Annotated in this window: 16 protein-coding genes; 13 read left to right on the top strand and 3 right to left on the bottom strand. The window is 57.4% G+C overall.

Annotated elements, in window-relative coordinates:
• The first annotated feature begins 217 nt into the window (after positions 1 to 217).
• The 6 genes from FEM41_RS04590 to FEM41_RS04565 all read left to right on the top strand — a co-directional run bounded on the left by FEM41_RS04590 (position 218) and on the right by FEM41_RS04565 (position 7,832).
• The gene (locus FEM41_RS04590; RefSeq protein ID WP_138094868.1) at positions 218 to 826 is read left to right on the top strand and encodes a glutathione S-transferase; all 609 of its coding nucleotides are present in this window, start codon (positions 218 to 220) and stop codon (positions 824 to 826) included.
• Between the two features lie 73 nt (positions 827 to 899).
• On the top strand, positions 900 to 2,282 hold the full coding sequence (selA, locus tag FEM41_RS04585; protein WP_138094867.1) for an L-seryl-tRNA(Sec) selenium transferase: 1,383 nt from the start codon (positions 900 to 902) through the stop codon (positions 2,280 to 2,282).
• Positions 2,279 to 4,120, top strand: coding sequence for a selenocysteine-specific translation elongation factor (gene selB / locus FEM41_RS04580; protein ID WP_138094866.1), 1,842 nt, complete (start codon positions 2,279 to 2,281; stop codon positions 4,118 to 4,120). The genes selA and selB overlap by 4 nt, the downstream gene beginning before the upstream one ends.
• A 302-nt stretch (positions 4,121 to 4,422) precedes the next feature.
• Positions 4,423 to 5,574, top strand: a complete 1,152-nt coding sequence (gene yiaY / locus FEM41_RS04575) for an L-threonine dehydrogenase (protein WP_138094865.1) — start codon at positions 4,423 to 4,425, stop codon at positions 5,572 to 5,574.
• A gap of 68 nt (positions 5,575 to 5,642) precedes the next feature.
• Positions 5,643 to 7,169 carry an aldehyde dehydrogenase family protein gene (locus FEM41_RS04570; protein WP_138094864.1) on the top strand — a complete coding sequence of 509 codons (1,527 nt, stop codon included), beginning with the start codon at positions 5,643 to 5,645 and terminating at the stop codon, positions 7,167 to 7,169.
• A gap of 156 nt (positions 7,170 to 7,325) precedes the next feature.
• Positions 7,326 to 7,832 (top strand): 4Fe-4S dicluster domain-containing protein, encoded by a 507-nt coding sequence (locus FEM41_RS04565; protein WP_138099109.1) that lies wholly within the window; start codon positions 7,326 to 7,328, stop codon positions 7,830 to 7,832.
• Here the strand turns inward: FEM41_RS04565 and avtA are convergent.
• On the bottom strand, positions 7,822 to 9,078 hold the full coding sequence (gene avtA / locus FEM41_RS04560) for a valine--pyruvate transaminase (RefSeq protein ID WP_138094863.1): 1,257 nt from the start codon (positions 9,076 to 9,078) through the stop codon (positions 7,822 to 7,824). The two genes, FEM41_RS04565 and avtA, sit on opposite strands and share 11 nt — an antisense overlap.
• A 407-nt stretch (positions 9,079 to 9,485) precedes the next feature.
• On the opposite strand from avtA, the gene FEM41_RS04555 reads away from it, so the two are divergent.
• On the top strand, positions 9,486 to 10,307 hold the full coding sequence (locus tag FEM41_RS04555; RefSeq protein WP_138094862.1) for a protein bax: 822 nt from the start codon (positions 9,486 to 9,488) through the stop codon (positions 10,305 to 10,307).
• Positions 10,308 to 10,368: 61 nt separating this feature from the next.
• Here FEM41_RS04555 and xylR read toward each other — a convergent pair whose 3' ends face one another.
• Complete coding sequence (gene xylR, locus FEM41_RS04550; protein ID WP_138094861.1) at positions 10,369 to 11,559, bottom strand: D-xylose utilization transcriptional activator XylR; 1,191 nt, start codon at positions 11,557 to 11,559, stop codon at positions 10,369 to 10,371.
• Positions 11,560 to 11,883: 324 nt separating this feature from the next.
• Here xylR and xylA point away from each other — a divergent pair, with 324 nt between their 5' ends.
• Complete coding sequence (xylA, locus tag FEM41_RS04545) at positions 11,884 to 13,206, top strand: xylose isomerase (protein WP_138094860.1); 1,323 nt, start codon at positions 11,884 to 11,886, stop codon at positions 13,204 to 13,206.
• Positions 13,207 to 13,255: 49 nt separating this feature from the next.
• Positions 13,256 to 14,716 carry a xylulokinase gene (gene xylB / locus FEM41_RS04540; protein ID WP_138094859.1) on the top strand — a complete coding sequence of 487 codons (1,461 nt, stop codon included), beginning with the start codon at positions 13,256 to 13,258 and terminating at the stop codon, positions 14,714 to 14,716.
• 66 nt (positions 14,717 to 14,782) lie between these two features.
• Here the strand turns inward: xylB and FEM41_RS04535 are convergent, their stop codons facing one another.
• Positions 14,783 to 15,778, bottom strand: a complete 996-nt coding sequence (locus FEM41_RS04535; RefSeq protein ID WP_138094858.1) for an acyltransferase — start codon at positions 15,776 to 15,778, stop codon at positions 14,783 to 14,785.
• Positions 15,779 to 15,943: 165 nt separating this feature from the next.
• On the opposite strand from FEM41_RS04535, the gene FEM41_RS04530 reads away from it, so the two are divergent.
• The 4 genes from FEM41_RS04530 to glyS all read left to right on the top strand — a co-directional run bounded on the left by FEM41_RS04530 (position 15,944) and on the right by glyS (position 19,840).
• The gene (locus tag FEM41_RS04530) at positions 15,944 to 16,261 is read left to right on the top strand and encodes a YsaB family lipoprotein (protein WP_138094857.1); all 318 of its coding nucleotides are present in this window, start codon (positions 15,944 to 15,946) and stop codon (positions 16,259 to 16,261) included.
• Between the two features lie 250 nt (positions 16,262 to 16,511).
• Positions 16,512 to 16,712, top strand: coding sequence for a hypothetical protein (locus tag FEM41_RS04525; protein WP_241666572.1), 201 nt, complete (start codon positions 16,512 to 16,514; stop codon positions 16,710 to 16,712).
• Positions 16,713 to 16,846: 134 nt separating this feature from the next.
• A complete protein-coding gene (gene glyQ / locus FEM41_RS04520) occupies positions 16,847 to 17,761 on the top strand; it encodes a glycine--tRNA ligase subunit alpha (protein ID WP_138094856.1) in 915 nt (304 codons plus the stop codon).
• Positions 17,762 to 17,770: 9 nt separating this feature from the next.
• The gene (gene glyS / locus FEM41_RS04515; protein ID WP_138094855.1) at positions 17,771 to 19,840 is read left to right on the top strand and encodes a glycine--tRNA ligase subunit beta; all 2,070 of its coding nucleotides are present in this window, start codon (positions 17,771 to 17,773) and stop codon (positions 19,838 to 19,840) included.

The raw sequence follows: 19,840 nt of genomic DNA, 5'->3' as shown, positions 1-19,840 counted from the left end.
GTTTTATGTGATTTTGATCACAATTTAATATTGTGTTTTTGTTTGGTTATTGTGATGTTAATCACAATTTGTGGCCGTGAATTACTCCGCTTGTGATCGGGATCGTCTGATGAAAAGCGAGAGCCCATCAAAATGCCATGGCGGCCCTGGAATAACCCCCTCTTCATGCCGTCATGCACCATAATTATATGTGGTTGGTTCGAAAAGGGACGGCGATATGAAACTGATAGGCAGTTACACCAGCCCTTATGTCCGCAAGATCTCGGTGGTTCTGCTGGAAAAGGGCATTGCGTTTGAATTCGTTAATGACACTCCCTGGGAGGAGGCGACGCAGGTACCGGATTACAATCCGCTGGGAAAAGTCCCCACCCTGGTCACTGATGATGGCAGCATCTGGTTCGACTCCCCGGTAATTGTCGGCTACCTGGAACTGCTGGATATTGCTCCGGCGCTGGTACCGCGTGAGCTGAAGCTGGCGCTGTGGGAGCGTCAGGTGGAAGCTCTGGCCGACGGTATTCTCGATGCCGCCGTGCTGCTGGTGCGCGAACGTCAGCGTCCGGCGCAGCAGCAATCTGAAGCGTTCCTGCTGCGTCAGCGCCAGAAGATCGCGCGCGGTCTGGACTGGCTTGAACAGCAGATCAACGACCAGAATATTGAAAGCGAACCACCTCGGCTGGGAGCCATCGCCCTGGGGTGCGCCATTGGCTATCTTAACTTCCGACGTATTGCGCCTGGCTGGTGCGCTGAACGCCCGCTGTTGGTCCGCCTGGCGGGAAAGCTCTTCGAACGTGAAAGCTTTGCCCGCACCGAACCGCCAATGCCATGATCTGGCTCTTATGACAGGGGGGACCCCCCCTGTTAAACTGATCGCCACACTTTTTCCGGAATGACACAGTCTCATGAGTCAACACGCACTATTCAGCCAGCTTCCCGCGACGGATCGTCTGCTGCGCGAACCGGCGTTCACGGCGCTGTGCGCCGAATTTGGTCACACCCGACTGGTGGATACCCTGCGGCAGATGCAGACGGCGGCGCGCGACGAAATCCGCGCGCATCAACGGTTGCCTGAATGGCGTGACGACTGGGCGGCGGAAGCGCGAAGACGCCTGCATAAAGATGAAGAGAGCGCCCTGCGTCCGGTGTTTAATCTGACGGGCACGGTATTGCATACCAACCTTGGGCGCGCCATTCAGGCCGAGGCGGCGGTAGAAGCCGTCAGCCGTGCGATGCGCTCGCCGGTCACTCTGGAATATGACCTGGATGACGCAGGGCGCGGCCACCGGGACCGCGCGCTGGCAGCACTGCTTTGCGAGCTGACCGGCGCGGAAGACGCCTGCATCGTCAATAACAACGCGGCAGCGGTGCTGCTGATGCTGGCGGCCTGCGCTCAGGGCGGCGAAGTAGTGGTTTCCCGCGGCGAGCTGGTGGAGATTGGCGGCGCTTTCCGAATCCCTGATGTGATGCGTCAGGCGGGGTGCCAGCTCCATGAGGTCGGCACCACCAATCGCACTCATCTTAAGGATTACCGCCAGGCCATTGGGCCGGAAACCGCGCTGTTGATGAAGGTGCATACCAGCAACTATCAGATTAGCGGCTTTACCAAATCGGTGAGCGAAGAGGAGCTGGCGCAGTTGGGGGCGGAAAGCGATATCCCGGTGGTGGTGGATCTGGGTAGCGGCTCGCTGGTGGATCTCACGCAGTACGGTTTGCCCGCAGAGCCGATGCCTCAGCGCCTGATTGCGGCTGGCGTCAGCCTGGTGAGCTTTTCGGGTGATAAGCTGCTGGGGGGCCCCCAGGCTGGTATTATCGTCGGGAAGAAAGGGTTGATCGCCCGCCTGCAGTCTCACCCGCTGAAGCGGGCGCTGCGTGCCGATAAAATGACGCTGGCGGCCCTGGAAGCCACGTTACGTCTGTATCGTCACCCTGAAAAACTGGTGGAGCGTTTACCCACGCTGCGTCTGCTCACCCGTAAACCGGCGGAGATTCAGGCCCAGGGCGAGCGTCTGCTTTCACTGCTGGCGCCGCTCTACCCGGATTTTGAACTGCGGGTGGAGCCCTGCCTGTCGCAGATTGGCAGTGGTTCGTTACCGGTTGACCGCCTGCCTGGCGCTGCGTTGACCTTTGCCCCGCGCGACGGCAGCGGCAGCGCGCTGGCCAGGCTGGCGGAACGCTGGCGCGGTGCGGCGCGCCCGGTCATTGGCCGCATCAATGATGGACGGATGTGGCTGGATTTGCGCTGTCTGGAGGATGAGGCAGGCCTGATGGAGATGTTGCAGTCATGATTATTGCCACTGCCGGGCATGTGGACCACGGCAAAACCACGCTGTTACAGGCGTTAACCGGCGTCAATGCCGACCGGCTGCCGGAAGAAAAGAAGCGCGGAATGACCATCGATCTGGGTTACGCCTGGTTGCCGCAGCCCGACGGTGAGGTAATCGGTTTTATCGATGTGCCCGGGCACGAAAAATTCCTGGCCAATATGCTGGCGGGAGTGGGGGGAATCGACCACGCGCTGCTGGTGGTGGCCTGCGACGACGGCGTCATGGCTCAGACCCGGGAGCATCTGGCGATTTTGCAACTGACCGGCCTGCCATCGCTGACGGTGGCCCTGACCCGGGCAGACCGGGTTAGCGAAGAGCGCATCCGTGAAGTGGAGCAGCAGGTGCGTGAACGGGTGACTTCGCTGGGCTGGCCGACGGCGTCGCTGTTTGTCACTGCGGCCCCCCAGGGCACGGGTATTGAGGCGCTGCGCGAGCATCTTCGACAGCTAAGCGGTCGTGAGCATCCCGCTAATCGACGTTTTCGTCTGGCTATCGACCGTGCTTTCACCGTTAAGGGCGCCGGGCTGGTAGTGACCGGTACTGCGCTTTCCGGTGAGGTGAGCGAGGGCGACACCCTGTGGCTGACCGGGGCGGATAAACCGATGCGCGTGCGTGGTCTGCATGCCCAGAACCAGCCGGTGGAAAAAGCCCGTGCCGGGCAGCGTATCGCACTGAACATTAGCGGCGATGCGGAAAAAGCGGATATCCAGCGCGGTGACTGGCTGCTGGCGGCGCGCCCTGGCGAACCTTCCGAACGGATTATCGTGCAACTGAGTGGCAACACGGCGCTTCAGCAGTGGCAGTCGCTGCACCTGTACCATGCAGCTCGCCACATAACCGGGCGGGTATCGCTGCTGGAAGGGGAGCTGGCGGAACTGGTGCTGGATACGCCGCTCTGGCTGGCGGATAACGATCGTCTGGTGTTGCGGGATATCAGCGCCCGAACCACCCTGGCGGGAGCGCGGGTGGTGCTTCTGAATCCGCCACGGCGCGGCAAACGCCAGCGTCCATTCCTCGACTGGCTGGCGCAACTGGCGAACGCCCGGGACGACGACGCCTCCTTCACGGCCTGGCTCGAACGTGGCGCCGTGCCGCTGGCGACCTTCGCCTGGGCGCGCCAGCTTTCACCCGCGGGCATGGCGCAGCTCACGCAACGTCCCGGACTGTTACTGGCCGGGGATCACGCCCTGAGCCCGGAGGTGGCCGCCGCCTGGCAGCAGACATTGCTGAAAACCCTGGCGCGCTATCACGAACAGCATGACGACCAGCCGGGCCCCGGGCGCGAACGTCTGCGACGCATGGCGTTACCGATGGAAAATGAGGCGCTGGTGCTGGGGCTCATTGAACGTCTGCGTCAGGAAGGGCTGGTGGAAAGCCGTCGCGGCTGGCTCCATCTGCCGGACCATAAGCCGGGCTTTTCCGGCGAACAGCTGGCGCTGTGGCAGCGGGTTGAGGCGTTATTTGGGGATGAACCCTGGTGGGTGCGCGATCTGGCCCGGGAAACCGGCCAGGAGGAGCAGGCCATGCGCCAACTGCTGCGTATGGCCGCCCAGCAGGGACTGATCACGGCGATCGTTAAAGATCGCTACTACCGCCATGAACGGATCCGCGCTTTCGCGAACCTGGTGCGGGATCTGGACCTGGAGCGGGGCACGACCTGCGCCGCTGACTTCCGCGATCGGCTGGGCGTTGGCCGTAAGCTGGCGATTCAGATTCTGGAATACTTCGATCGCATCGGCTTTACCCGGCGGCGTGGCAACGACCATTTGCTGCGCGATAACGGGTTGTTCGATACCTGATTGCTGAATCTGCTGTCAGGTCGTGTCCCTTAACGCTGCATAGATGACAGCAGCGTTAAGGGATCAGTCTGGACGTCGCAGCCTGCCACCTGTAAAACCGGTTTTTCCCGTTGCGTGATGGAGACCTCGCATTCATTGACTGAACTTGCAGTAATTCATCCATTCTTTAGAAGTGATTCGATTAAGTAAAAAAAATAAAACCATTCAAATTAAATGGTTTTTGGCGTCGGTAATTCGGTCACAGTATTCGTCGCAGCGGTTGTTATTTTCATCAAGCCATATGGAAATCTGGAGGATGAATAATGACGACAAGCTGTTTTTATATGCCTTCCGTTAACGTTATCGGTCAGCATAGCGTTAATGATGTGCCTGGCTACCTGAAGGCGTGGGGATTTCAACGCGCATTGATAGTGACGGATAAGGGGGTATCCGGGCTGGGTATGACAGATATGCTGGTTAAGATCTTAGCTCAGGAAAATATCGCGACCGCCGTTTATGACGGCACCCATCCCAATCCAACCACCGCGAATGTAGAGGCGGGACTCGCATTATTGCGGGAATCTGATTGCCAGTGCGTTATTTCTTTAGGCGGCGGTAGTCCGCATGATTGTGCGAAGGCGATTGCTTTAGTGGCGACTAACGGCGGTACGATTCGTGATTATGAAGGCGTCGATCGCTCTCGTCAGCCGCAACTTCCTATGGTGGCGATTAATACCACGGCTGGCACGGCATCGGAGATGACCCGTTTTTGCATCATTACCGATGAAGAGCGGCATATCAAAATGGCGATTGTGGATAAGCATGTCACGCCCAGGCTTTCCGTTAACGATCCGCAGATCATGCTGGGCATGCCTGCGATGTTGACCGCCGCAACCGGTATGGATGCCCTGACGCATGCGATTGAAGCCTACGTTTCTACTGCGGCGACTCCGATTACTGACGCCTGCGCCCTGAAGGCGATGGCGATGATCGCGCACGCGCTGCCGACCGCCGTTGCCAGCGGCAATGACTGCCAGGCTCGGGAGGAGATGGCCTGGGCGCAATTCCTGGCGGGTATGGCGTTTAATAACGCTTCGTTGGGTTATGTTCATGCGATGGCTCACCAACTCGGCGGATTTTACGACCTGCCGCACGGCGTCTGTAATGCAGTGCTGCTGCCTCACGTACAGATGTTTAACCGGCAGGTTTCAGCGGACAGGCTGCGTGATTGCGCCAGCGCGCTTGGCGTGGCGGTTGAAGCGTTGAACGCCGCAGAGGGGGCCGATGCCTGTATTACGGCTATCAGGCAGTTGGCCCAACGCGTTGGTATTCCGCGTGGTCTGCGCGAATTAGGCGTGAAAGAGCAGGATTTTTCCGTGCTTGCTGATAACGCCCTGAAGGACGCCTGTGGATTCACCAATCCGATTCAGGCGACACACGAGGAGATCGTCGCTATCTACCGTGCGGCGTTGTAAAGCGCAGTATCAGCGCGAAGCACCCAGCGCTTCGCGATGAACCGTGACAATCAGCAAGGAGTCGAACGATGAGTGAGAATACATTAACGCCCGGTGAATATGGTTATCCACTGCGTCTGAAAGCCCGTTATAACAACTATATTGGCGGAGAATGGACGCCTCCACAGGCGGGGGAGTGGTATCAGAATCTGACGCCTATTACTGGACAGCCGCTATGCGAGGTGGCTAATTCTACGGGGCAGGATATTGAACTGGCTCTGGATGCCGCTCATGCGGTTAAGGCGCAGTGGGGAAGCACATCGGTACAGGAACGGGCATCGCTGCTGTTAGCGATTGCCGATCGCATGGAGCAGAATATTGATCTGTTGGCGGCCGCTGAAACCTGGGATAACGGTAAGCCTGTTCGTGAAACCCGGGGCGCCGATGTTCCGTTATCCATTGATCATTTCCGTTACTTCGCCGCCTGTATTCGCGCTCAGGAAGGGGGAATCAGCGAACTGGATGCTGATACTGTCGCTTATCACTTTCATGAACCTTTGGGCGTCGTGGGGCAGATAATTCCATGGAATTTTCCGCTACTGATGGCCTGCTGGAAAATGGCGCCTGCGCTGGCGGCCGGGAACGCTATTGTTCTTAAACCCGCCCGTCTTACGCCGCTGTCTGTTCTTGTCCTGATGGAGCTTATTGGCGATTTGCTGCCTCCGGGGGTGATTAATGTCGTGAATGGGGCGGGTGGAGAAATTGGCGAATATCTGGCAACTTCGCCGCGTATCGCGAAAGTCGCTTTCACCGGATCAACGGAAGTGGGGCGGCAGATTATGCAATACGCTACCCGCAATATCATTCCAGTGACGCTGGAACTGGGAGGTAAGTCTCCCAATATCTTCTTCGAGGATGTGATGGCGAGTGACGATGCATATCTGGAGAAGGCCATCGAAGGATTCGCTATGTTCGCCTTCAATCAGGGAGAGGTATGTACCTGCCCAAGTCGGGCGCTGGTTCAGGAATCGATTTATGAGCGTTTCATGGAGCGTGCTCTGAAGCGAGTAGCGGCGATTCGGGGAGGCAATCCTCTGGATGAAAAGACGCAAATAGGCGCCCAGGTATCAAAGGGACAATTGGAAGCCATTCTGAATTATATTGATATCGGCAAACGTGAAGGCGCTAATTTGCTACTGGGCGGTAAAGTGCGCCGTCAGACCGGAGCGCTGGAAGGGGGCTTTTATCTGGAGCCGACGGTCATGAGTGGTCACAATAAAATGCGAATCTTTCAGGAGGAAATCTTTGGCCCCGTGCTTGCGGTGACGACTTTTAAAACGCCGGAAGAGGCCCTGGCTATCGCCAATGACACGCAATATGGTTTGGGGGCCGGTGTCTGGAGCCGGAACGGCGCTCTGGCTTATCGCATGGGGCGTGGTATTCAGGCCGGGAGAGTCTGGACTAACTGCTACCATGCTTATCCTGCCCATGCCGCCTTCGGTGGATATAAACAATCCGGTATTGGCCGGGAGACTCATAAAATGATGCTGGAGCACTATCAACAGACCAAATGCCTGCTGGTAAGTTACTCAGAAAAGCCGCAGGGGCTCTTTTAAAACAGCCGGTCCTGTTACGCTCGGGCGACTTCCAGCCGTTCCGGGCGTTTTTTACATTAAGGGAAGAAAAATCGCCAGCACGACTACCGGGATCAATAACGCTCTCCGTCACTGTGAGTATGTTACAGGCAATCCAGAAACGGAGAGATAAGGATGATGAACCGTTTTATTTTCGCCGATGCGGCAAAGTGCATCGGTTGCCGGACCTGTGAAGTGGCCTGTGCGGTGGCTCACCGGGCGGAGCACAGCGTACAGGGATTAACTGCACAGACGCTGCTGTCGCGCATTCAGGTGGTGAAAGAAGGGAAGGTGTCTGTGGCGCTGGCCTGTCGTCAGTGCGAAGCGGCGCCTTGTGCCGGCGCTTGCCCCACCGGCGCTTTGTGGCGCGAAGGCGGCGCAATCCGTATGCGTGATGCGGATTGCATTGGCTGTAAGCACTGCATGGTAGTTTGCCCGTTCGGCGCCATTAATATCGTGGCAGCCCCGGCAGGTGAGGGGATGCAGATAGTGAAGTGCGATCTGTGCCACGAACGGGCAGGCGGCCCGGCCTGCGTTAGCGTCTGCCCTACCGGGGCGCTCGGCTGTCTGGATGACCGGGCGTTAACCGCCGCTGGCGTACGCAAACGACAGCGAACGGCCTGCGTGCCGTCGGCTATGGAGTAGCTTCGCGCCAGGCTCGCTCGACCTCTTCCGCCAGAATCTCAACCCCTTTCTCAATCTGTGCCGGTTCCGGCACATAGTTCATTCGCATGCACTGATGAGTATGGGGCCAGGGTTTATCCAGCCCGGGGAAGAAGTGGTTACCCGGCACCATCAGCACCCCGCGTTTCTTCAGGCGCTGGTAAAGCTGTTCGGTGGTGATGGGCAGATCTTTAAACCAGAGCCACAGGAAGATGGCGCCTTCCGGTTTATGGATAAGACAGCGTTCCGGCGACAGCCAGCGGCGCAGAATCGCGATGGTCTCTTCGACCCGCTGCTGGTAGAAGGGCTTAATCACCGTTTCTGACAGGCGCAGCAGATCGTTACGCTTAATCATTTCGCAGGCGATAGCCGGGCCAACTCCGCCCGGGGCCAGGCTGATAATGCCGTTCATGTTGCTGATGGCGCTAATCAGCGCTTCGTTGGCGATGATAATACCGCAGCGGCTTCCCGGCAGGCCGAGCTTGGAAAGGCTCATGCACAGAATGATATTGGGATTCCACAGTGGACGTGCCTCGCTGAAGATGATCCCCGGGAAGGGCAGGCCGTAAGCATTATCGATGACCAGCGGCACATTGTGCTGATTAGCCATAACGTCCAGCTTGCGCAGCTCTTCGTCGGTAATCACGTTGCCCGTGGGGTTGGTGGGGCGAGATACGCAAATCATCCCGGTATCTTCGCCGATATGCAGATGTTCAAAATCGACGTGATATTTAAACTGGCCGTCTGGCAGCAGTTCGATATTGGGGCGGTTAGAGACGAACAGACCGTCTTCCAGTCCGGATTCGGCATAGCCGATATATTCCGGTGCCAGCGGGAACAGAACCTTCTTCACGCTGCCGTCTGCCCGACGGCCAGCGAACAGGTTGAATAAGTAGAAAAACGCGCTCTGACTGCCATTTGTCAGTGCAATATTCTGCGGCCCGATATCCCAACCTTCGCTTTCTCTCAGCATCGACGCCAGGGTTTTCAGCAGTTCATCCTTCCCCTGAGGCCCGTCGTAATTGCACAGCGAGCGGGTCAATTGACCACTGGCGAGCATCTCGTCCAGCAGTCCCTGGAAGTAGTCATTCATCGCCGGGATTTGTGCCGGGTTACCACCGCCAAGCATGATGGCGCCGGGGGTTTTTAAGCCGTCGTTGAGATCTTCCATCAGGCGGGTAATGGCGGAGGGACGGGTAAATTTGTTGCCGAAAAGTGAAAACGTCATAGCGGTCAGTCAGTCGAAAGCCAGGGGAAGGAGCTAACCATAGCGCCAGAGTTCTCGCTCTGCAAACTGTGCGCTGCCGTATGGTCTGGTGTATTATGCTTTTTAATTTGATTTTTTTGGATTAAAAGACTGATTTTGTCGTTTGGATATAGAAAGAGGAAGATTGAGTCGCTGCATGCGGTCACGATTTTTCTGGGATTTTAATTATTGAAATAACGGGAAAATAATCAAAATTAGCAATCTCGTACCCCATTATGGCGCTAATTTCGTGACACTGATTCGGATTTGGTTTATTCATTTAGTGTCCCGAAGCCGGTACTTTGATATACTTCTTCGGGTTTATTCCTGAATTTTACTTTTTAATAACAAAGGATGTATGACGCTGTCGCATCCGACCAGGAGACATAATGATATCGTCACGCTACCGACGCGTCGGGGCTGCGGTAATCCTGTCTCTCGCGTGGGGGTTTGCCGGCAACGCGCTGGCGAGCAAGCAAGAGACAGGAATAACGAGTCATAAAGCCCAGACTACACAAAGTAAGTTACTGACAAAAAATAATAAAGAGTATTCTCGCAATAGTGAAAGCGGACCACTTCCTGATTTGCGAAAATACCCTTCCGGAACGGCCAGGAAAAAGGCTTTTATCCGGACGGTGATGCCTTCTATCAAGCACCAGAATGCGGCGATTACCGCAGACCGTAACTGGTTGGTGCAAAAGCGTTACGACGGCCGTTGGTCACCTTCCGAGAAGGCGCGACTGAAGGCGCTGGCGTCACGCTATAAGGTGTCCTGGAGCGGGAATACCCGTTCAGTGCCCTGGAACACGCTTCTGGAGCGCGTAGACATTATTCCCAGCAGCATGGTGGTGACCATGGCGGCGGTCGAGAGCGGGTGGGGAACCTCCAAACTGGCTCGCGCCAACACTAACCTGTTTGGAATGAAGTGCTCCAGCCGTAGCTGTAATCGCAGTGCGGGGAAGATTGGCGGATACCAGCACTTTGACTCGGTAAAGGAGTCTGTGACGGCTTACGTGAATAACCTGAACACGCATCCGGCTTACAAATCCTTCCGGCAGTCGCGTGCTCAGTTGCGCAAGTCGGATACGGAACTGACGGCGAGCAACATGATCCACAAGTTGAAGGGCTACTCCACCAAAGGAAAGAGCTACAACAACTACCTGTTCTCTCTGTATCAGAGCAACCAGCATCTGCTGACCGCATCAAACTGATACCGGTAGCCTGACAGGCAAAGCCCCCGCTTGCGGGGGCTTTGCCGTTTAGCGCCCTGCGCTATGTTTCGCCGCGCACACCCACCTCGTTATGGCGTTCCCGATAGTCCCGGGGCGTGGTCTGATATTCCTTACGGAACACCGAATAGAAATACTGTAGCGACGGATAGCCGCACATCCGTGAAATCTCATTAATCGACAGCGAAGTGGCGACCAGCAGGCTACGGGCCTTCTCCAGCTTTTCGGCATGGATCACGGCGTGGATGGTTTCGCCTGCCTCCTCCTTAAAGCGCTTTTCCAGATTGGAGCGCGAGATACCCACGGCATCCAGCACCTGTTCGACCTTAATGCCCTTGCAGGCGTGGTTGCGGATGTAGTGCATGGCCTGAATGACGGCGGGATCGTGCAGCGAACGATAGTCGGTGGAACGACGCTCCACCACCCGGGTGGGGGGCACCAGTATTCGCTGTAACGGCGGCTGTTCGCCTGCCAGCAGGCGATGCAGCAGGCTGGCGGCCTGGTAGCCCATCTGGCGGGCCCCCTGGGCAACGGAAGAGAGCGCCACCCGGGAAAGATAGCGGCTCAGCTCTTCGTTATCGATGCCGATGACGCACAGTTTTTCAGGCACCGGGATGTGCAGGTGATCGCATACCTGTAGCAGGTGGCGCGCCCGGGCATCGGTCACGGCGATGATGCCGGTCTGGGGCGGTAGCGTTTGCACCCAGTCCGCCAGCCGGTTCTGGGCGTACTGCCAGTTCTCCGGGGCTGTCTCCTGGCCCTGGTAAACCACGCCGCGATACTGTTCCCGCTCCATTAGCTGGCGAAAAGCGAGTTCCCGTTCTTCCGCCCAGCGTTTGCCGCTGCTGGCGGGCAGTCCGTAGAAGGCGAAGCGATGCAGCCCTTTTTCTTTCAGATGTAGAAAGGCGCGCTCGATCAGGGCGAAGTTGTCAGTCGCGATATAATGCACCTGTGGATAGAGTGCGGGATCGTGGTAAGAACCTCCCACACCGATGATGGGCACGTTGGTGCCACTGAGCAGGGTTTCAATTTCTTTATCATCAAAGTCGGCGATAACGCCGTCTCCCAGCCACTGGCTGATGTTATCGAGACGAGTACGGAAATCCTCTTCGATGAAAATATCCCACTCGGACTGAGACGCCTGCAAATATTCGCCTACCCCTTCCACCACCTGGCGGTCGTAGGCCTTGTTGGCATTGAATAACAGCGTAATGCGGTGACGTTTCTCAAACATATTTTTCTGTTACCTGGATGAATCTCCCTTTTCAATACCATAAACGGGCCTCCTGGAGGGAAACCATGGTCTGGAATTGCGATCGCGGCCGACAATCCTGTTTTTTATTTTTGAGTTACGTTTTTTGGTTTTATTTTTCCCCTGCGCAAACCGGCGATAAAACGTGCGGATTCGCGGTGCAGTAAGGCTTTTTGGGATCTGGCGCACGTTTGTGTATTCTCTTAATCGCGGTGTGAAATAACGTAATTGAGCCGGAAAAGCGGAAAATCCAGGATAAATAAACCATCACTACCTGATGCTGTTATTTTGAATCTGGAGCCGACTATGGAAGCTTATTTCGATAAACTCGACCGCGTACGTTACGAAGGGCCGAAAACCACCAATCCGCTGGCATTCCGCCACTACAACCCGGATGAGCTGGTACTGGGTAAGCGCATGGAAGATCACCTGCGCTTCGCCGCCTGCTACTGGCACACCTTCTGCTGGAACGGTAACGATATGTTTGGCGTGGGCGCGTTCGAACGCCCCTGGCAGCAGTCGGGCGATGCGCTGGCGCTTGCCGAGCGCAAGGCGGATGTCGCCTTTGAGTTTTTCCATAAGCTGAACGTACCTTACTACTGCTTCCACGATGTGGATGTCTCCCCCGAAGGCGGCTCGCTGCGTGAATACCGCAATAACTTCGCGCATATGGTTGAGGTTCTGGCCGCGAAGCAGCAGCAGAGCGGTGTAAAGCTGTTGTGGGGCACCGCCAACTGCTTTACTAACCCGCGCTACGGCGCCGGTGCCGCCACCAACCCAGACCCGGAAGTTTTCGCCTGGGCGGCGACCCAGGTCGTTAGCGCTATGGAAGCGACTCATAAACTCGGCGGTGAGAACTACGTGCTGTGGGGGGGCCGCGAAGGCTACGAAACCCTGCTGAACACTGACCTGCGTCAGGAGCGCGAGCAGATCGGCCGCTTTATGCAGATGGTGGTAGAGCACAAACACAAGATTGGTTTCCAGGGCACCCTGTTGATTGAGCCCAAGCCGCAGGAGCCGACCAAGCATCAGTATGACTATGATGCCGCCACGGTTTACGGCTTCCTGAAGCAGTTTGGTCTGGAAAAAGAGATCAAACTGAACATTGAAGCGAACCATGCCACTCTGGCTGGCCACTCTTTCCATCACGAAATCGCTACGGCTATCGCGCTGGGGCTGTTCGGCTCGGTGGATGCTAACCGCGGTGACCCGCAGCTGGGCTGGGATACCGACCAGTTCCCGAACAGCGTGGAAGAGAACGCGCTGGTGATGCATGAAATCCTTAAAGCGGGCGGCTTCACGACTGGCGGCCTGAACTTCGACGCCAAAGTACGCCGTCAGAGCACCGATCCTTATGACCTGTTCTATGGCCATATCGGCGCGATGGACACCATGGCGCTGGCGCTGAAAATTGCGGCAGGTATGGTGGAAGACGGTGAGCTGGACCGGCGGGTCGCGCAGCGCTATGCCGGGTGGAACGGCGAGCTGGGTCAGCAAATTCTGAAAGGACAGATGAATCTGGCGCAGGTGGCGGAATATGCGCAGCAGCACAATCTGGCGCCGCACCATAAGAGCGGTCACCAGGAGCAGCTTGAAAACCTGGTCAATCACTATATCTTTGATAAGTAAGGTTAGCGCGCCAGGGGAAACCCTGGCGCAGTACTAAGGAGCGCCTTATATGTATATCGGGATCGATCTGGGTACCTCCGGGGTGAAGGCGATTTTGCTGGGGGAAGAGGGCGAAGTCCTGGCATCCTGCACCCAGAAGCTAACGGTGTCGCGCCCCCACCCGCTCTGGTCTGAACAGGATCCGCAAGAGTGGTGGCAGGTCACCGATGCCGCTATGCGCGGACTAGCCAGTCAGCATTCGCTGACGGGCGTGAAAGCTATCGGGCTGTCCGGGCAGATGCACGGCGCCACGCTACTGGATAAACAGCAGCAGGTGCTGCGACCGGCGATTCTGTGGAACGACGGTCGCTGCGCCAAAGAGTGCGGCTGGCTGGAATCCCAGGTGCCTGCTTCGCGGCGTATTACCGGCAACCTGATTATGCCTGGCTTTACTGCGCCCAAGCTGGTGTGGGTCGCTCGTCATGAACCGGATATTTTCCGGCAACTGGATAAAGTTCTGCTGCCGAAGGATTATCTGCGGCTGCGGATGACTGGTGAATTCGCCAGCGATATGTCGGATGCGGCGGGCACCATGTGGCTCGATGTCGCAAAACGCGACTGGAGTGACGAAATGCTGGCGGCCTGTGATATGAACAGGTCGCAGATGCCCGCACTGTTCGAAGGTTGTGACGTCACCGGCTATCTGCGTAAAGCGGTGGCCGAGGCCTGGGGAATGGGCTGCGTGCCGGTGGTGGCTGGTGGCGGGGATAATGCCGCAGGCGCCGTGGGCGTAGGAATGGCCGATGCCGGCCAGGCCATGCTGTCGCTGGGCACCTCCGGGGTCTATTTCGCCGTCAGCGATGGGTTTCTGAGTAAACCGGAGCGGGCGGTGCACAGCTTCTGCCATGCGCTGCCTCAGCGCTGGCATCTGATGTCGGTGATGCTGAGCGCGGCCTCCTGTCTGGACTGGGCCGCGCGGCTGACGGGGATGGAAAACGTACCGGCCCTGCTGGCGGCGGCTCAGAAAGCAGACGAGCAGGCGGGGGATCTCTGGTTTCTGCCTTATCTGTCCGGTGAACGGACGCCGCATAACAATCCCGAAGCCAAAGGCGTATTCTTTGGTTTGACCCATCAGCACGGTCCGGCGGAGCTGGCGCGTGCGGTGCTGGAAGGCGTGGGTTATGGTCTGGCGGAAGGTATGGACGTGGTGCACGAATGTGGCGTGACTCCGCAGAGCGTCACGCTAATCGGCGGCGGCGCTCGTAGCCCGTACTGGCGCCAGATGCTGGCGGATATCAGCGGTCAGGTGCTGGATTATCGCACTGGCGGCGACGTGGGCCCTGCGCTGGGCGCTGCCCGGCTGGCGCAGATAGCGCTGTCCCCCGAACGCCCGCTCAGCGAACTGCTACCGCAACTGGCGCTGGAGCAGCGTCATGAACCGGATACGGCGCGCCATCAGCGCTATATCGAGCAGCGTAAGGTCTTTAGCGAGTTGTATCACCGCCTGGAACCGCTGATGTTGGGGGAATGATACCTCCGAGTCAGGTGAATACTCCCTCTCCCTGGGGGAGAGGGCCGGGGTGAGGGGGCGTTTTTACTAGCAGACGTATCGGCGGCTATCGATGCGCCGTAACCCCATCGCCAGTAGCACGCTGCCGCACAGCGTGGCGGCGAATATCCAGATGATATCCAGCGCTGGCCACTGCTTCATATCCAGATGATGGGTGCGCAGGAAGTGGATAAACAACGCATGGAAACCGTAGATGCCCAGCGAGTGGCGGGAGATAAACGCCAGCCCGGGCAGCGGACGGGCGTTGAGCCACTGTTTGGCCATCAACAGCGCGCAGAGCGCCGCCAGGAAGACCAGCGGCCCACAGTACAGGTACCAGGTGTCGGCGAAGTCCCCGCGCGCCAGCAATTCGCGCCAGGTTCCCCAGGCGATCGCCGCCACGCAGCCCACAAAACCGACAGCGGCAAGGGAAGCGGTACGCCCCTTGCCGGTCTCCATCATGCCGATAGCACGCCCCAGCACGCCATACAGCACGTAATAGAAGGTATCGCCGCTGATATAGAGATCGACCGGCAGCCATTGCAGCCTGGCGATGTTCTGCGCCGGCGTATTGGGGTTGGCGATAATACCCAGTACCAGCAGGAGGGGAATCAGCATCTTAACGGCGGGCTTTTTTACCTCGATCAGCGGTGACAGCAGGTAGACGGCAAACAGCGCGAAGAAAAACCACAGGTGATAGAACACCGGCTTCTGGAACAGGTTTGTCAGTGAAAGTCCTGGGCTGATGGGGGTTAACAGCCAGATATAGAGCAGCGCCACTGCGCTATAAAACAGCAGGCATAGCGTGATGCGTAGAAAGTGGCGCCCCTGGGCGCTGCGCTCGCCAAAGAACAGGTAGCCGGAGATCATAAAGAACAGCGGAACGCTGACCCGGGAGGCTGCATCAAGCAGGTTCGCCAGCCACCAGTTGGCGGTACTAATCATATCGGGGTTAGTGACATACCAGGTTGTGGTATGAATAATGATGACCATCAGGCAGGCAATACCACGCAGGTTATCAATCCAGTTTATCTTTTGCGGCATTCAGATCCTCTGTTCTATCTTTTTAGCTGTGCAGTGTGACTGCCGGAAGGGCAGATTGACTTCCCGGAACTGTCTGAGTTTTTAGGTTTATCTTGCTCAGGTTTGCCGGGCTTTGCAAAATGCGAATCCGCCGCCGGGCGACCAGGACGGAAAAAGGGATAAAGAATGGGCAAAAATGAGATCCGGGTAGTGGTTCTGACACTGATGCTGGTGGGGTGCAGTGTGCCTCAGCATGAACATGAGGAGGGGCGTACCCAGTATGCTCAGAAGGCGCGGATCGATTCGGCGCGGTCGGTGACCATGGAACAGCAGTGCCGGGATAAAGCCGCTCATCAGTACAATACGCGACCGGCCCGGATTCAGCTTGAAGGGGTTGTCGCGTTTCAGGGCAGTTACGAATTGCGTGGCGCGACCGGCAGCCAGGAGCAGTTCACCTGTACTTTCGAAACAGATGGCCAGTTTCTGCACCTCTCCATGCGCTAGAGGATAATCTGTGATCCAGTCATATTATTTCTGGCGCAGGGGCAGAGGCTATTATTCAACGCAGGCGAACCGGGTATTCAAATTAAATAATTACCTGGCTGACTTACCCATTATTTACTGGAATTTCTCTGCCTGCCGACACTTGCATGATGAATGATGTAAGAAAAAGGAGGGGGAAAGATATTAAAGCTAATCGGGCATGATTCCCGTGCGGTGATGTTGCTGATTATGTCGGCGGCGATTCCGGGCCATGTCACTATTATCTATCGAGCAGATTCCGCAAACCCTGGCGGGGATGATCGCCAGCGTGACGGAAAACCGTTACGGCATTCTGAACTGTAGCTCGGTGGCCTTTGTTAAAGCCTCTGTTCCCTATCTGGAGGCGTTCTTCCTGTTTATCGCCTTACTGGTTATCTTTCCGGGGTTGGTGTTGTTCCTGCCCCCGCGCTGATGTAAACCTGACCGGGGGCTTGCCCCCGGCTCAGAACATGCTGCGATTGGTGGCGATTCGGGCTGTATATCTGACGGTCAAAGGGTATACTGATCGTTTCCAAAATCCATCACTCGTATCGCACACGACATATTATGCAAAAGTTTGATACCAGGACCTTTCAGGGCCTGATCCTGACCTTACAGGATTACTGGGCCACGCAGGGCTGCACCATTGTTCAACCTCTGGACATGGAAGTCGGCGCTGGCACCTCTCACCCAATGACCTGCCTGCGCGCGCTGGGTCCGGAACCTATCGCTGCCGCCTACGTTCAGCCTTCCCGCCGTCCGACCGATGGCCGCTACGGCGAAAACCCGAACCGTTTACAGCACTACTACCAGTTTCAGGTCATTATCAAGCCTTCTCCGGATAATCTTCAGGAGCTCTACCTGGGCTCGCTGAAGGCGCTGGGCCTGGATCCGACCATTCATGATATCCGCTTCGTGGAAGATAACTGGGAAAACCCGACGCTGGGCGCCTGGGGTCTTGGCTGGGAAGTGTGGCTGAATGGGATGGAAGTAACGCAGTTCACCTACTTCCAGCAGGTGGGCGGCCTGGAGTGTAAGCCGGTAACCGGCGAGATCACCTACGGCCTGGAGCGTCTGGCCATGTACATCCAGGGCGTGGACAGCGTATACGACCTGGTCTGGAGCGACGGCCCGCTGGGTAAAACCACCTACGGCGATGTTTTCCACCAGAACGAAGTGGAGCAGTCCACCTATAACTTCGAATACGCCGATGTCGACTTCCTCTTCACCTGCTTTGAGCAGTATGAAAAAGAGGCGCAGCAGCTACTGGCTCTTGAGAAGCCGCTGCCGCTGCCGGCCTATGAACGAATTCTGAAAGCCGCGCACAGCTTTAACCTGCTGGATGCCCGCAAGGCTATCTCCGTGACTGAACGCCAGCGCTATATTCTGCGTATCCGTACGCTGACTAAAGCAGTGGCGGAAGCCTACTACGCTTCTCGCGAAGCGCTGGGCTTCCCGATGTGCAACAACAATAAGAAGTAAGGGGCGCGCATGTCTGAGAAAACTTTTTTGGTGGAGATCGGCACTGAAGAGCTGCCGCCGAAAGCGCTGCGCAGCCTGGCCGAAGCCTTTGCTGCCCGCTTCACCGCAGAACTGGACGCGGCCTCTCTTGCTCACGGTAAGGTTGAGTGGTTTGCCGCGCCGCGCCGTCTGGCGCTGAAAGTAGCGACACTCGCCGCCGCTCAGGCGGATCGTACCGTTGAAAAACGCGGCCCTGCGGTGGCACAGGCTTTTGATGCCGACGGTAATCCGAGCAAAGCGGCCGAAGGTTGGGCGCGCGGCTGCGGTATTCAGGTTTCTGAAGCTGAGCGGATGGTGACGGATAAAGGCGAATGGCTGCTGTATCGCGCTCACGTCAAGGGCGAGAGCGTGGAAGCGCTGTTGCCGGATATGGTCAACCACGCGTTAGCGAAACTGCCGATTCCGAAACTGATGCGCTGGGGCGATAGCGACGAGCACTTCGTGCGTCCGGTTCACACCGTGACCCTGCTGCTGGGCGACCAGGTAGTACCGGCTAAAGTGCTGGGAATTGAATCCGATCGCGTTATTCGCGGTCACCGCTTTATGGGTGAGCCGTCGTTGACCATCGACAATGCCGATCAGTATCCGCAAATCCTGCTGGAGCGCGGTAAGGTGATTGCCGACTACGACACCCGTAAGGCGAAGATCAAAGCCGATGCCGAAGCAGCGGCGCGCCAGATTGGCGGCAAGGCCGACCTTAGCGACAGCCTGCTGGACGAAGTGACCTCGCTGGTGGAATGGCCGGTGGTACTGACCGCGAAGTTCGAAGAGAAATTCCTGGCGGTGCCTGCCGAAGCGCTGGTCTACACCATGAAAGGCGACCAGAAATACTTCCCGGTGTATGACGATGCGGGCAAGCTGCTGCCAAACTTTATCTTTGTGGCTAACATCGACTCCAAAGATCCGCAGCAGATTATTTCCGGTAACGAGAAGGTGGTGCGTCCGCGTCTGGCCGATGCCGAATTCTTCTTCAACAGCGACCGTAAAAAGCGCCTGGAAGACAACCTGCCGCGTCTGGAAACGGTCCTGTTCCAGAAGCAACTGGGCTCCCTGCGCGATAAAACCGATCGCATTGAGGCGCTGTCTGGCTGGGTAGCCCGGGAAATCGGCGCTGACGTCACTCACGCTACCCGTGCCGGTCTGCTTTCCAAATGCGACCTGATGACCAATATGGTGTTCGAATTCACCGACACTCAGGGCGTGATGGGGATGCACTACGCGCGCCACGACGGTGAAGCGGAAGATGTGGCCGTTGCCCTGAATGAGCAGTACATGCCGCGTTTTGCCGGTGATGACCTGCCATCCAGTCTGGTCTCCTGCGCGGTGGCGATCGCCGACAAAATGGATACCCTGGCGGGTATCTTCGGTATTGGTCAGCACCCGAAAGGCGACAAAGACCCGTTTGCGCTGCGCCGTGCCGCGCTGGGCGTGCTGCGTATTATCGTCGAGAAACAGCTGCCGCTGGATCTCCAGACCCTGACCGAAGAGGCGGTACGTCTGTACGGCGATAAGCTGACCAACGCAAAAGTGACTGATGACGTTATCGACTTTATGCTGGGTCGCTTCCGCGCATGGTATCAGGAAGAAGGGCATGCCGTGGATACCATCCAGGCGGTGCTGGCGCGTCGTCCGACCCGCCCGGCTGATTTTGATGCCCGGGTGAAGGCGGTCTCTCACTTCCGCACCCTGGATGATGCCGAAGCGCTGGCGGCGGCTAACAAGCGTGTTTCCAATATTCTGGCGAAGAGTGACGAGCCGCTGAACGATGAGGTGCTGGCCTCGGCGTTGAAAGAGGACGAAGAGATTCGCCTGGCGCTCCAGGTGCGGGTACTGGGCGACAAACTGGCGCCGCTGTATCAGGAGGGGCGTTATCAGGAAGCGCTGGTAGAGCTGGCCGCGCTGCGCGAGCCGGTAGACGCCTTCTTCGATAAAGTGATGGTGATGGCGGAAGATAAAGATCTGCGCATCAACCGTCTGACTCTGCTGGCGAAGCTGCGCGAGCTGTTCCTGCAGGTAGCGGATATCTCCGTACTGCAGTAA

Source organism: Jejubacter calystegiae (assembly GCF_005671395.1).
Classification (GTDB): domain Bacteria; phylum Pseudomonadota; class Gammaproteobacteria; order Enterobacterales; family Enterobacteriaceae; genus Jejubacter; species Jejubacter calystegiae.
This window is presented reverse-complemented; position numbering and strand designations above follow the sequence as displayed.

Bases quoted from the DNA above. Each gene is read 5' to 3' on its own strand.
- avtA (WP_138094863.1), bottom strand. From the start codon at position 9,078: ATGACGTTTTCACTTTTCGGCAACAAATTTACCCGTCCCTCCGCCATT.
- selA (WP_138094867.1), top strand. From the start codon at position 900: ATGAGTCAACACGCACTATTCAGCCAGCTTCCCGCGACGGATCGTCTG.
- FEM41_RS04530 (WP_138094857.1), top strand. From the start codon at position 15,944: ATGGGCAAAAATGAGATCCGGGTAGTGGTTCTGACACTGATGCTGGTG.
- xylA (WP_138094860.1), top strand. From the start codon at position 11,884: ATGGAAGCTTATTTCGATAAACTCGACCGCGTACGTTACGAAGGGCCG.
- FEM41_RS04565 (WP_138099109.1), top strand. From the start codon at position 7,326: ATGAACCGTTTTATTTTCGCCGATGCGGCAAAGTGCATCGGTTGCCGG.
- selB (WP_138094866.1), top strand. From the start codon at position 2,279: ATGATTATTGCCACTGCCGGGCATGTGGACCACGGCAAAACCACGCTG.
- FEM41_RS04525 (WP_241666572.1), top strand. From the start codon at position 16,512: ATGTCACTATTATCTATCGAGCAGATTCCGCAAACCCTGGCGGGGATG.
- FEM41_RS04570 (WP_138094864.1), top strand. From the start codon at position 5,643: ATGAGTGAGAATACATTAACGCCCGGTGAATATGGTTATCCACTGCGT.
- xylR (WP_138094861.1), bottom strand. From the start codon at position 11,559: ATGTTTGAGAAACGTCACCGCATTACGCTGTTATTCAATGCCAACAAG.
- glyQ (WP_138094856.1), top strand. From the start codon at position 16,847: ATGCAAAAGTTTGATACCAGGACCTTTCAGGGCCTGATCCTGACCTTA.
- FEM41_RS04555 (WP_138094862.1), top strand. From the start codon at position 9,486: ATGATATCGTCACGCTACCGACGCGTCGGGGCTGCGGTAATCCTGTCT.
- xylB (WP_138094859.1), top strand. From the start codon at position 13,256: ATGTATATCGGGATCGATCTGGGTACCTCCGGGGTGAAGGCGATTTTG.
- FEM41_RS04590 (WP_138094868.1), top strand. From the start codon at position 218: ATGAAACTGATAGGCAGTTACACCAGCCCTTATGTCCGCAAGATCTCG.
- FEM41_RS04535 (WP_138094858.1), bottom strand. From the start codon at position 15,778: ATGCCGCAAAAGATAAACTGGATTGATAACCTGCGTGGTATTGCCTGC.
- glyS (WP_138094855.1), top strand. From the start codon at position 17,771: ATGTCTGAGAAAACTTTTTTGGTGGAGATCGGCACTGAAGAGCTGCCG.
- yiaY (WP_138094865.1), top strand. From the start codon at position 4,423: ATGACGACAAGCTGTTTTTATATGCCTTCCGTTAACGTTATCGGTCAG.